This window comes from Cellvibrio polysaccharolyticus, from assembly GCF_015182315.1.
Classification (GTDB): domain Bacteria; phylum Pseudomonadota; class Gammaproteobacteria; order Pseudomonadales; family Cellvibrionaceae; genus Cellvibrio; species Cellvibrio polysaccharolyticus.
In genome coordinates this window covers 2,606,625-2,619,111 of record NZ_PRDL01000001.1, presented here as the reverse complement: position 1 = coordinate 2,619,111, position 12,487 = coordinate 2,606,625, and the positions used below count along the sequence as shown (strand labels likewise).

The window sequence follows — 12,487 nt, the reverse complement described above, 5'->3', positions numbered from 1 at the left end:
CAACGTAACCGGGGATTTTGCAAATGAAAACCACACGTCTTTTACTACCAGTGTTGATGGCATCCTTGTTGGCCGCTTGCCAGACCAGCGGCCCGGAAAATACCGCCGCTGCTGCGAACACTGAAAAACAACCGACCAGTTTGTCGGCCGGTCGTCACGGTGCGGTGGGCGAACAGGAGCGCAAAGCGTTTATCGCTGAGCATGTCACCGATGCCAGTGAGGAATTGACCTGGGAAGCTTTCAAAGCTTTTCGTACCGAGCGCTTCAATGGCGGCGATCAGGATGGTAATGGCAGCCTGAGTGAAGATGAATACGTGGACGAATATGCAACCCGTCTGGAGCAACAAATTGCCGGTGAGCGCAAAGGTCATGCCGAGCAAACTCTGGCGCGTTTCAACGCGTTGGATAAAGACAAGGACGGATTTATTTCTCCGGCAGAATACAACGCCTCCGGTGATCGCGCCTGGCAGCTTTTCGATAAAGAAAATGCCGGTGTTATTAAAACCGCTGAACACAAAACAGAACAACCACGCCAGGGTTTTCGTTCCGTGCTGGGTATGCCGACCTCACACAACATCAGCGGTTTTATGGAGTTGTATGACGAGAGCGGTGAAGGTGTTGTCAGCCGGGCAGATTATCAGCGTCAACGCGATGCATCCTTTGCAGCCACTGACGCCAATAGTGACGGCAAGCTGAGCCTTGAAGAATATCAGGATGAATTTGAAGGTCGGGTGGATCGTCAGGCCAATCGCGTTCGTGAAGCACAATTGAAACAGGCGCATGTTCGTTTTGGTGTGCTGGATACCAACAAAGACAAAGCCATTTCGCTGGAAGAATATCTGGCGTCGGGCGAGCGTACCTTCAAGCGGTGGGATACCAACGGTGACGGTGTGGTTTCTGCCGCTGATCCGTTACCGGTACGCCAGGAAATGCCACGCAGCGGTAAAGATGCTGCTGCAAACAAAAAATCTGCTCAATAAAAACGGACGAAAATCATGAAATGCTGGCTGCTTTGGGTGTTGGTTTTTTTCAGCGTACAGGTAGCAGCTCAGGTTTCAGGGCAAGGCAAGGATGCATGGATCAGGGAGGATCTTCTCACCGCGCAGGGTGAGGCGTTATCAGTGAGTGTGAAGGGCTTGTCCCGCAAGGAGGTGGGCGCACTCGCTGTTTCGTTGAACGAACAACTTCAGCAATGGCAAACCGCTTTATCGGCTGAACAGCCATCGCATGAAATGCCCGCAGCATTGCGCACGGCCTGTGAAACATGGCGGGAAAAAACCGCCAATCATGTCAGTTGCCGGTTAGGTAATTTAACCGATCTATGGCAAGGCGTGGCGAAAGAACAGAGCGCCTTGCCGGAGCGCAGCGAAATACGCAAGCAGGCGAGGGCGCTGGCACGCCTTAAAGTAGAAGATCTGCCGCAGCAAAGTAATAATGTTTTGCGTTGGGATTATCAGCCGGTATTAAACGGGTTTCTACTCGACAATGCGTTAAAGCATCTGGTTACCGGTTGGCCGGGTATCGAAGCGATTGAGTTGCGTTTGAATGATCGGCTGGTGCAGTACAGCCGCGAAAAAAATGCCTCTGATTATGCCTTGCAGTTGAGTGACGATTTACACCATGTTGCTGTTGCCGACGCGCCAGGTAGCCTGGTGATGAACAACCGGGCTGTGGCGATCAATGCTTACAAAAAACTGGAATGGAAATCTGAACATCGCCGCTTCAGCCGGTTGATAAATCCGGTTGATGGCTGGCCAAAAGAATTCTCACCATCAGTGGTTGTGGTTGCCCCTGATGCGATAACCGCCGAAGCGCTGGCTAATGCGTTAACGGTTATGAATATTGCCAAGGGTATTGCTCTCATTAATCGTTTGCCAGAAACAGAGGCACTGATAATGACAAGCATGGGAAAAGTTTTTGCGTCTGACGGTTGGTATTCGCTGTTAATTCCTGATGAATCTCACCAGGCACTGTGGGAGCGCGATATGGAATTTCTGGTGGAGTATCAAACTCTGCCACAGGCCGTTGCTGAATACCGCCGGCCTTACCTTGCGGTATGGATTACCGATACCGACAAAAATTCGGTACGCCAGTTGCTGGTGCATGGTGAAAGTTTGCGCTGGTTGCGTGAAATTCCTTTGTGGTGGCGTCGCTATGGCCGACGCGATGAAACCATGATTGATGGTCTCGCACGGGCAACGCCGTTACCCGGTCAGCATATGCTGGTGTGGGATGGTCGCGATGATCGCGGCAACAAAATTGAAAAAGGAAATTACATTCTTCACATTGAAGCCGCTCGTGAACATGGCGAGCGCGAATTGGTAACACTTCCTTTCACACTTTCCGGCAGCACTTTTAATGCTGCTGCGAAAGGCAACGCCGAATTGGGCAGTGTATCGATCAACTTCCGAAAGCGATCGTGACATCCCGGTAAACGGTTGGGCATAAACGCCTGACTGCGGGCTGCTCTCGCCCGAAAAACTCCCCCTCTGTAATTTCCGGATACAAACGGCAGGGGATTGCTTTGTATAAATATAGAAATGCTTCTCATTAATGTTTGTGTATTTATCTTGATAAGTGCGCAGGTCTTTCAAGTACGGATCTTTTAAACAAGGTCTTTTAAAGAGGAAAGTTTAATGACATTCACATCACGTTTCGCCCCTGCTATACCCTTATTACCGCTGGCGCTGGCCGTTATGCTGGCCAACCACGCTGCAGCGCAAAGCACTAACCCCGCGCCCAGCCTGAATAAGGTGGTGATCGCCGGTGAGACTATTCAGTCCACCACCGAAAACACCCAGGTTATTTCTACTACCGAAGTAGAAAAAAATCAGGTGCGCAGTTGGGATGATCTGGTGCGTTATACACCGGGTGTCGATGTGGATGACAGCGGCCGTTTCGGTTCAACCGGTTTCAATATTCGCGGTATGGACGGTGACCGTGTTGCCATTACGGTAGATGGTTTGAGCCTGGGGGAAACCTTGAACCCGGCCAGCAATGCCCCTTACGAATTTTTCAGCGCTGGCCGCAGTGGTATTGATGTTGATGCCATGAAAGCCATTGAAGTGATTAAAGGTGCTGACTCCATTACCGCGGGTAATGGCGCGCTGGGTGGTGCAGTAGTGTTTGTTACCAAAGATCCATCTGATTATTTGAATCCCACAGGCAACGATACCCATGTTGGTATTAAAGCGGGCTACAGCAGTGCCAACGAAGAAGGTTTGGTAACGGGTACCTTGGCCAATCGCACTGGCAGTTTTGAAAGCCTGTTGGTTTACACCCAGCGTGAAGGTCATGAAACCGAATCTTTCTATTCCGGCAAGCGCCCGAACATTGCCGGTACTGCCCGTGAAATTCCCGATCCGGTGGATTTCGATAATGACAATTTACTGTTCAAACTTTACTTCAATGCCAACGAAAATCATCGCCTTGGTTTTGTAGCCGAGCGTTACAACGGCAACACCGAATTGAATAACCTGACCCGCGTCAGTTCTGCCTATTTGACCCGTACTTCTGACGATAAAACAGAGCGCGAGCGTTACGGCGTTAATTATTTGTGGAAGGCCAATAATCCGTTCTTTGACGAACTGGATGCGCGTTACGATTATCAGGAATCCTATTCACTGGGTCATACTTTGATGACCGTTCCCACCGGTTGTCCTGCCGGTGCCAATGGCCCGGCGGTTGCACCTTGCTACCGTACCGAGCACCGCGATTTTGATCAGGCGTTGCATAAAGCGCTGTTGCACTTTGATAAAAAAGCAGGCGATCACAGTATTAGCTACGGCGTTTCTGCCGAGAAAAAGAGCGTGGATTACACCGACGTAAAAACCCGCTATGTGGGTACAACCTCCGAGGTTGGTGTTGGTTGGCCGCAACTCGGTTCCGACTTTGTGCCGAACACCGATGTAGAAGTTTACAGCTTGTATGCGCGTGACCAGGTTGCCCTGGTTAATAACCGCCTGTTGTTAAATGCCGGTGTGCGTTACGACCACTACAAATATTCCCCGCAAGGTGGTGCGCAATTTAGCGATAAATCCGGCACGGTAGGCGAAGTAACTTTCTCTTCTCCAACCTGGCAACTGGGTGCCAGCTGGAACCTCACGCCCGAGCATGTTATCTGGGCGCAAGCGGGCGGTGGTTTCCGTGCTCCTACCGTGGAAAATATGTATTTCTCTCCGTCTACCTCCATTGCAACGGTAGTAGCGACTGGCCAGCAGGTTGATTTGTGGAATACCGTTTCCAACCCGAATCTGGAGTCGGAAGAAAGTCGTAATATTGAAGTGGGTTACCGCTGGCAGGGTGAGCGCCACATCCTCGGTGTTTCTGCGTTCCGCAATAAATACAGCAACTTTATTGATTACGCGTCGTTTGTTCGCAATGCGGATGTGGAATACCAAACTTGTAACGCGGGTGGCACCGGGTGTAGCAACTTCTTCGGTGACACTTATGAAATGCTCGACAACATCGGTGAAGTGACGGTTGAAGGTATTGAGCTGGAAGGGCGCTGGGCGATTACCGATGACTGGAGTGCACGCCTTGCCTGGTCATGGACACAAGGCGAAGAGAAGGATGGTACACCGTTGCAAAGTATCATGCCGAATTCGGGTGTAGTTGGCCTTGCATACGATGCACCCAATGGTCGCTGGGGTGTAAATACCAATTTCGTGCGCTCAGCCAACAAAAGTATTGAAGACACTATTCCGGTGAATGATTTCAATATGACGGCAATCCCGACGGATTATTTCGCCAGCGATAACGGCTTTACCGTGGTGGATTTGCAAGGTCATTTCAACGTAACGCGTAACTTCAAAATCAATATGGGTGTGTACAACCTGTTTGATGAAGAATATATCCGCTGGCAGCGTATCCGCTTTGCCAACCAGGGTTCTGCGGCGGGCGGTGCGCGTGGTGGTATCAGTGGCGATGGTATTAACCGTTACACCGAAGCGGGTCGTAACTACAAAATTACCCTCGCTTACGATTTTTAATTAAATCCTTCTGCCGGAAACCTTTCAAGGAGAAAGGTTTCCGGCGTTTTATCCTTTCCGGCCCGTTTTTACCCAAAAAGCGAGCGCTACCCGAATGGTTACTCGGGTATCCCATTTTTAAGCTTGTATTCCCATCTTCCCGGACTGAAAAGCCCATAACCTGCCTGTCGTCTATATCGACGGGTAAGGAATTGCTTACCTGCGCCTTCCGCCAGCCTTACCGCGCAGGTGGTACCTCCAAAAAAACCAAAAGTTCCCTTTATTTTGGTTGAATTTACCATTGATGATAGATATTATCATTCGCCTTTGTTAAGCGTTGCCGCCAAATAAGACGCCTCATTATCAATAAAGAGCGTCGGCATAAACGGAATTTGTCTTTTTTATCGCTGGAACCGTTAATTATTCAGGGTTTACACACTATGAAAACTTCCTGCACCACCATGCGCAGCCGTCTCGCTGTAGCTGTTCGTTTCGCTTCCTTGTCTTTGTTGGCTCCCGCCATGATCGCCGGTACTGCGCACGCCCAGTCTACCGAGCTGAACAAAGTAGTGGTTTCCGCTGCGGGTTACGAACAAAAAGTAACTGACGCACCGGCCAGTATCAGTGTGGTTACCACCGAAGAGCTGGCTAAAAAACCTTACACCACCTTGCTGGACGCGGTGCGTGATCTGGAAGGTGTTGATATTGGTGAAACCCGTGACAAAACCGGGCAGGGCACCATCTCCATGCGTGGTATGGGTTCTGATTACACCTTGATCCTGGTTGACGGCAAGCGCCAGAACAACCACGGTGATATTTACCCGAACAACTTTGGCGGCAACCAGTTTGGCCATATGCCGCCGCTGGATGCGATTGAGCGTATCGAAGTTATCCGTGGCCCGGCTTCTACTCTGTACGGTGCGGATGCGATGGGTGGTGTAATTAACATCATCACCAAAAAAGTAAGTGATAAGTGGCAAGGTTCTGTAACTCACAGTCGCACCTTCCAAACTGACGACAGATTTGGTGAAGACATCACCACGGATTTCAACGTAATGGGACCACTGATCCCTGGCAAACTTGGTCTGACTGTTCGTGGCAGTACCTATAATCGTCTGGCTTCAAACCCCACTTTTGCTGATGTGGTTTACCCCAACGGTGAAACAAGAACCCGTTCGCTCGGGTTTGGTAGTGGCGGTAAAACAGTAGAAAATGAAAACGAAGTGCTGGGGGCTCGCTTGTCATGGACTCCTACAGAAAACCAAAGTATCGCTTTTGATGTAGAGACCTCCAAGCAACAGTACGACAATGAGCCTCGTATTAATGATGATGGCGAATATGAGTATCCAGTAGGTACTGTAGATAACCTGACCAGTATTTGGCGCACTGGTAACTTCTGTAGTGGTGGTGTTGGCGCCAACCAGAATGCATGCCGCAATAATGGCGGTACGTGGACTCGCCGTGCTGATCCTCGTGCGGGCTATACCGGTGTTCAGGAATTCACTCGTGATACCTGGTCATTAACACATGAGGGAACATGGGATATCGGCAATAGTTTTGTGTCTTTGTCTCATGTTGAAACCAATAATGACGGGCGTACTCTGCCATTTACCGTTGCGGAGCGTCGTCACCTGCTGGAAATGATTGATGGAACTGGCGCCTACGCCGGAATGGAAGAAGCAGATCGTCGCAAACTGGCCGACTCGACTTTCTTGCCGCGCCCCAAGCGTGATCTTGAAAGCAGCCAGTACACTCTGGATGCCAAGCTGGATATGCCATTTGAGCTGGCTGGCCAACAACACATTACTGTTGTCGGTGCGCAGGTGATTCGTGGTGAGCTGAAAGATGGCGTATTCGGTATGGAAAGTGGCACACCTGGCGCGGTTCAGGACCACAACATGTACTCGCTGTTTGCTGAAGACACCTGGTATGTAATCAGTCCTTTCGCTATCACTGGCGGCCTGCGTTACGACGATCATGAAGTATTTGGTGATCACCTGAGCCCACGCTTGTATGGCGTTTATACGTTGAATGATAACTGGACTTTTAAAGGTGGCGTGAGCACGGGCTTTAAAACCCCCAAAACAACCCAGCTGTATGACGGTGTGGTCGGTTTTGGTGGTCAGGGCGCTTCTCCCATGTACGGCAATCCTGACCTGAAGCCGGAAACCAGCACCAGTACCGAGCTTGCTGTCTACTGGCAAACTGATGCGGGGCACAACTTCAACGCCACTGTTTTCCATAATGAATTTGACGATAAAATTGCTTCGCAGCCTTGTGGTCCCGCTACTAACATCACCTGTGCAAGTACTGGGCAGTATGCTGAGTTGGGTTATTCCACCAGCAACAAAACAGTGAACATTGATAAAGTTGTTATTCAAGGGCTGGAGTTGGCTGGTCGTTGGCAAATTGCCGATAAGCTGGCATTCCGCGCTAACTACACATTCACCGATAGTGAACAAAAAAGTGGTGTTAACAAAGGGCGTCCGCTGGGTAAAACGGCAAAGCATATGGCTAATGTGACGTTGGATTGGGACGCATCCGATAAGTTGAATGTATTCCTCACAACAGAATTGCGTTCCAAACGTTACAATGCTTTCAATACCGATCAGCAACGTGAGATTTTCTACAAAGATTACGAAGTGGTGCATTTGGGTGCGTCTTTCAAGGCCAGTGAGTTTGTTACGTTCAATGCTCGCGTAAACAATCTGTTTGACCGTGACTTCGCTACCTACGATTACTACTTCGTTGATTGTGAAACCGGTGCTGCTTGTCTGGACGGACAGCAACCTACGTTCGTTGATCACTACAACAACGTCGACAAGGCTCGTAACTTCTGGGTTAGTGTTAACGTAAGATTCTAATATTTACGATTGAGTAAATATTGGAAATAAAAATGCCGGCAATTTTCGGGTTGCTGGCATTTTTTTCGTCGTTTAGAAACCTGAACCCGGTTGTTTTAAAAACTCAATTTCTTCAGCAGATGATGTTCTGTCCAGAATGGCATTGCGGTGCGGGTAGCGGCCAAAGCGATCAATAATGGCTTTGTGTTTGTATTCAAAATCCAGATTGTTTTCCAGCCCCGGTTGATTGAACAACTCAACAGCACGCTCATGGATAGACGGCGATTCGCTGTGCATGTAAGGCATATATAAAAAGCTGCGTTCAACCGCGGTTAATGTTTGGTCGGCACCCAGTGCGACCGCTTCCTGGGCAAGTGCCAGACCCAGTGAGTCCTGTTGAAAGGCGCGGGGCGTATCCCGAAAAATATTTCGCGAAAACTGGTCAAGCACGATGATTTCAGCGAGACGTCCGCGAGGCTCGTTGCGCCATTGCCACAATTCGCAGGCGCTGGCTTGTTGCAGCAGGGCGGAAAACTGTTCGCGAATCTGTTCATCGAGTTGTGTGCTCTTGGCAAACCATTGTGCGGGGGTAAGTGTGTTAAACCAGAAATCGAGGACTGTTTGGTAGCGGGCGATCATAAGAGATCCTTTGCGATGCAGTGGAAGGTTAGGTAACCAGCGTGGTTAGCAGCAATTATAGGTCGTTTTAAGGGGCATTTATGTGAGGAGCCTGGCGGGTTAATGGCATTCAATTCCCGTTTTCATTAGCTCGCGAGATGATTTTCATTTGATAATAATTGTCATTTGTTGCCTCAGCCGTTACTATTCCATCGATTTTTGAACCCGACAAGCAGCGTGGCCGTGTACTTCTCTGCTGTTCCGATGGTGGCACTCAGGTATTTGTATTGATATGAAAGGTTTTCTACTCAAGGGGCGAGCAGGGCTCCTCGGTACCGTCCGCCAGTGGCACTGGATCAGCTCGGCCATGTGTCTGGTGGGTATGCTGATGTTCGCCATTACCGGTATTACCCTGAACCATGCTGCCGACATCCCTGTAGAGCCGGTCGTCATCACCAAAGAAGCCATCTTGCCCGAAGCCATGCTGGAGCAGCTTGAACTGCCGGATGACGATCGGGCGCCTTTGCCACCTTTTTTACGCGACTGGTTGAGCGATACCCTCGATACCCGTATTGCCAATCAGGCGGCGGAATGGAGTGACGATGAAATTTATCTGTCGTTGCCACGCCCCGGCGGCGACGCCTGGTTAACCATTGATTTGCTGGGCGGCGAAGTGCAGTTTGAAAAAACCGATCGCGGCTGGGTTTCCTATTTCAATGATCTGCACAAAGGCCGGCACACCGGTGTGGTGTGGTTCTGGTTTATTGATGTGTTTTCGGTGGCTTGTGTGATTTTTTCCATCACCGGGCTGGTGCTGCTGGCGCGGCATGCGGGTAGCCGTCCTTCCACCTGGCCGCTGGTCGGGGCAGGGCTGGTACTGCCACTGGTATTGATTTTACTGTTTATTCACTAGGAGATTGTTTATGGCAAATCGTTGGATAGTGCTGTTACTGGGGCTGATAGCTACCCCGCTGATGGCGAAAGACCTGCAGGTCATGCTTGAAATTCCCCGCTTGAATGTTGCCGAATACCATCGGCCTTACGTGGCTATCTGGATTGAAAAAGAAGGTGGCGGTGTGGCTACCAACCTGGCGGTCTGGTACGACGTAAAAATGCGCGAAAACAAGGGCATGGAGTGGTTGAAAGACATGCGTTTATGGTGGCGTCGCACCGGCCGCGAATTGGAATTTCCGGTCGATGGCGTTTCCGGTGCTACCCGTGCGCCAGGTTTGCACACCATCACTTTCAGCCAGGGCAAAGCTCCGCTGGGCAACTTGCCCGATGGTGAGTACAAGCTGATGGTTGAAGCCTCCCGTGAAGTGGGCGGCCGTGAAGTGGTGCAAATTCCTTTCCATTGGCCACCAAAGAAAAATGAAACACTCGAAGCCAAAGGCGAAAGCGAGCTGGGCAAAATCGGTGTGAAATTATCGCAGTAAGTTGTGCTCGGATTATTTTTTTGCGGGTTTAATGTTTAACTGATTCAACCACTTTATAAGGAAAATCTCATGAAGCATTTTATGAAAATGGCCACTGTTGTTGCCGTCTCTCTGGCGCTGCCGCTGGCCGCGCAAGCGCACCGCGCCTGGATTGTGCCAGCCGCTACCGTCTTGTCCGGTGATGATCCGTGGGTAACTTTTGATGCCGCTATCTCCAACGATATTTTTCACGCTGACCATGCTGCCATGCGCCTGGAAGGTATTAAAGTTACCGGTCCGGATGGCAAAGCGGTTGAATTGCAAAATGGCGCTACCGGCAAATACCGCAGCACATTTGATTTGAATTTGTCACAGCGTGGCACTTACAAAGTGTTCAGTGCCAGTGGCGGTTTGAATGCCCGTTGGGAAACTGAAGAGGGCGAGCGTCGTTTTTGGCCGCCACGCGGTCAAACCCCGGATGCCGCCGCCTTCGCTAAAGAAGTACCGGCCAAAGCCAAAAACCTCGAAGTGTCCCAATCTTCACGCCGTATGGAAACGTTCGTAACGGCGGGCTCTCCCAGCGAAACCGTATTGAAACCTACCAACAGCGGTTTGGAACTGGTGCCGGTCACTCACCCGAATGACCTGTTCGCTGGCGAAAAAGCCGAGTTCGGTTTGATCATTGATGGCAAGCCGGCAGTGGGTGCCAAAGTGACGGTAATTCCTGGTGGTATGCGCTACCGCAACGGTCAGGACGCCATTGAAGTAGAAACGGACAAAGACGGTAAGTTTGCAATTACCTGGCCGGCAGCCGGTCTTTACTGGTTGAGCGCTTCTTACCGCGACAACCAGGCAAAAGCACCTGCGACCTCACGTTCAGGCAGCTACGTTGCTACTTTTGAAGTATTGCCGGAATAAGTCCTTCTGAATCGGGAGCGCGCTGCGCTCCCTTTTTGTTTCACCAGGTTGTGCCGTCATGTCGCGTTATCTTCTCGTCGCTTTTATTCTGCTGGTTTATGCGGTGTTTTGTTACCTCTGCTGGTGGCGTTTTCAACGCCGGCAGGCCAGGTTGTTATCGGCTTATAACACCGCATCCGGTACGGACGTTTGGCTGGTGGCTTATGCCAGCCAGGGCGGCAATGCGCAGACCATTGCCGAACAAACGGCTCAACAATTGCAGCAAGCCGGTAAAGCTATTCAGCTGATTCCACTTAACCATGTCACGCCCTCGCAATTACAACATTGCGCCGGTGCCTTGCTGGTGGTGAGCACCTACGGTGAAGGCGAAGCGCCGGATAACGGTAATCGCTTTATCTCCCGCCTCGATAATCTTTCTTTCTCTTCATTGCAATATGCGGTGCTGGCATTGGGTGACAGCAGTTACCGCCATTTTTGTGCTTTCGGGCATGCCGTGCATGTGGCGCTGCATCAACAGGGCGCTACTGCGCTGGGTGATTTGATTGAGGTTGACCAGCGTGATGCCAGCGCTTTACGCCATTGGCAATATCACCTCGGACAATTAACCGGCCAGCACAATTTTGAAGATTGGTTGCCGGTTGAGTATCAACCCTGGACCCTGGCGCATCGCCAATGCCTTAATCCGGGCAGCCCGGGTTTACCGGCTTTTCGTGTGCAACTGGTGCCTGGCAATGCGCAATGGCTGAACTGGCAGGCCGGCGATATTGTTGAAATCGGCCCGGGCAATAGCCGCGAGCGGCTGAACAAATTTTTCGCGTTATCCGGTATTGATTCTGTTCACCTGCGCTCGTGCGAAGCTTTACTGCAACGCAAACGCTTGCCTGTGAGCACCGATGAAATCGCCGGATTACCGGCGGAAAACTCTATTGAGTGGATCGAAGCACTACCGGATTTGCCGCACCGTGAATATTCCATTGCCTCGCTGCCGCAAGAAGGACATCTTGATTTGCTGGTGCGCCAGACTCGTGATGAGCAGGGCGAGTTGGGGTTGGGTTCCGGCTGGCTTACCGCACACGCACAGCTGGATGACCAGATTTTATTGCGGGTGCGCAGCAATCCGCGCTTCCATCCACCGGCCGATGGTGTGCCATTAATTCTTATTGGTAATGGCACCGGTATCGCCGGTTTACGCGCACATTTGCGCTGGCGTGCTACACAAGGCCAGCAGCAAAACTGGCTGTTGTTTGGCGAGCGCACTCGCGCCGCGGATTTTTTCTTCGGCGAGGATATTCAGCAGTGGCAGCAGTCCGGTTTTATTGCGCATCTTGATGTGGCTTTCTCGCGCGATGCGGATAGCCCGGCGCGTTATGTACAGGATCTGGTTCGCCAGCACGCAGAACGCCTTCGCGACTGGGTAGAAAATCAGCAAGCCGCCATTTATATCTGCGGCAGTTTGCAAGGCATGGCACAGGGTGTTGAAACCGAGCTGGAAATGATCCTGGGTAAAGAAGCACTGGAGCTGCTTGCAGAGAATGGTCGTTATTGTCGGGATGTTTATTGATTGGCGCGGCGATAACCGGGTGGTCACGGTGTCAGTTGCCTGACCTGAAGCGTCAAGCGAACACGCCGTGAACCCATCCATGGGGGCTCGACTGCCGCATCCCTGCGGCAGACGGTTCTCTTGACGCTTCAGGTCAGGCGCCTTCGCATCGGGGATTCTATG

Annotated in this window: 9 protein-coding genes; 8 read left to right on the top strand and 1 reads right to left on the bottom strand. The window is 51.1% G+C overall.

The annotated features are described in order from the left end of the window. The first annotated feature begins 23 nt into the window (after positions 1-23). The 4 genes from C4F51_RS11255 to C4F51_RS11240 all read left to right on the top strand — a co-directional run bounded on the left by C4F51_RS11255 (position 24) and on the right by C4F51_RS11240 (position 7,834). Positions 24-980: an EF-hand domain-containing protein gene (locus tag C4F51_RS11255; RefSeq protein WP_193909844.1), complete on the top strand. Its 957-nt coding sequence runs from the start codon at positions 24-26 to the stop codon at positions 978-980. A gap of 15 nt (positions 981-995) precedes the next feature. Continuing rightward, the gene (locus tag C4F51_RS11250) at positions 996-2,423 is read left to right on the top strand and encodes a DUF2271 domain-containing protein (RefSeq protein ID WP_193909842.1); all 1,428 of its coding nucleotides are present in this window, start codon (positions 996-998) and stop codon (positions 2,421-2,423) included. Between the two features lie 213 nt (positions 2,424-2,636). Further along, positions 2,637-4,991, top strand: a complete 2,355-nt coding sequence (locus C4F51_RS11245) for a TonB-dependent hemoglobin/transferrin/lactoferrin family receptor (RefSeq protein WP_193909840.1) — start codon at positions 2,637-2,639, stop codon at positions 4,989-4,991. 419 nt (positions 4,992-5,410) lie between these two features. Then, the gene (locus tag C4F51_RS11240; RefSeq protein WP_235992323.1) at positions 5,411-7,834 is read left to right on the top strand and encodes a TonB-dependent receptor domain-containing protein; all 2,424 of its coding nucleotides are present in this window, start codon (positions 5,411-5,413) and stop codon (positions 7,832-7,834) included. 72 nt (positions 7,835-7,906) lie between these two features. Here C4F51_RS11240 and C4F51_RS11235 read toward each other — a convergent pair whose 3' ends face one another. Further along, entirely contained in the window at positions 7,907-8,452 is a 546-nt protein-coding gene (locus tag C4F51_RS11235) for a DUF924 family protein (RefSeq protein ID WP_193909838.1), read from the bottom strand. 271 nt (positions 8,453-8,723) lie between these two features. Between C4F51_RS11235 and C4F51_RS11230 the strand changes: the two genes are divergently transcribed. From C4F51_RS11230 to C4F51_RS11215, 4 genes are all read left to right on the top strand, one after another. Continuing rightward, complete coding sequence (locus C4F51_RS11230; RefSeq protein ID WP_193909836.1) at positions 8,724-9,344, top strand: PepSY-associated TM helix domain-containing protein; 621 nt, start codon at positions 8,724-8,726, stop codon at positions 9,342-9,344. Positions 9,345-9,354: 10 nt separating this feature from the next. Further along, on the top strand, positions 9,355-9,867 hold the full coding sequence (locus tag C4F51_RS11225) for a DUF2271 domain-containing protein (RefSeq protein ID WP_193909834.1): 513 nt from the start codon (positions 9,355-9,357) through the stop codon (positions 9,865-9,867). A gap of 69 nt (positions 9,868-9,936) precedes the next feature. Then, positions 9,937-10,764, top strand: coding sequence for a DUF4198 domain-containing protein (locus C4F51_RS11220; protein WP_193909832.1), 828 nt, complete (start codon positions 9,937-9,939; stop codon positions 10,762-10,764). Positions 10,765-10,822: 58 nt separating this feature from the next. After that, on the top strand, positions 10,823-12,325 hold the full coding sequence (locus C4F51_RS11215) for a sulfite reductase subunit alpha (RefSeq protein WP_193909830.1): 1,503 nt from the start codon (positions 10,823-10,825) through the stop codon (positions 12,323-12,325). The last annotated feature ends 162 nt before the right edge of the window (positions 12,326-12,487 follow it).

Coding starts and splice junctions, on each gene's coding strand:
- C4F51_RS11220 (WP_193909832.1), top strand. CDS start 9,937: ATGAAGCATTTTATGAAAATGGCCACTGTTGTTGCCGTCTCTCTGGCG.
- C4F51_RS11250 (WP_193909842.1), top strand. CDS start 996: ATGAAATGCTGGCTGCTTTGGGTGTTGGTTTTTTTCAGCGTACAGGTA.
- C4F51_RS11245 (WP_193909840.1), top strand. CDS start 2,637: ATGACATTCACATCACGTTTCGCCCCTGCTATACCCTTATTACCGCTG.
- C4F51_RS11255 (WP_193909844.1), top strand. CDS start 24: ATGAAAACCACACGTCTTTTACTACCAGTGTTGATGGCATCCTTGTTG.
- C4F51_RS11215 (WP_193909830.1), top strand. CDS start 10,823: ATGTCGCGTTATCTTCTCGTCGCTTTTATTCTGCTGGTTTATGCGGTG.
- C4F51_RS11235 (WP_193909838.1), bottom strand. CDS start 8,452: ATGATCGCCCGCTACCAAACAGTCCTCGATTTCTGGTTTAACACACTT.
- C4F51_RS11230 (WP_193909836.1), top strand. CDS start 8,724: ATGAAAGGTTTTCTACTCAAGGGGCGAGCAGGGCTCCTCGGTACCGTC.
- C4F51_RS11240 (WP_235992323.1), top strand. CDS start 5,411: ATGAAAACTTCCTGCACCACCATGCGCAGCCGTCTCGCTGTAGCTGTT.
- C4F51_RS11225 (WP_193909834.1), top strand. CDS start 9,355: ATGGCAAATCGTTGGATAGTGCTGTTACTGGGGCTGATAGCTACCCCG.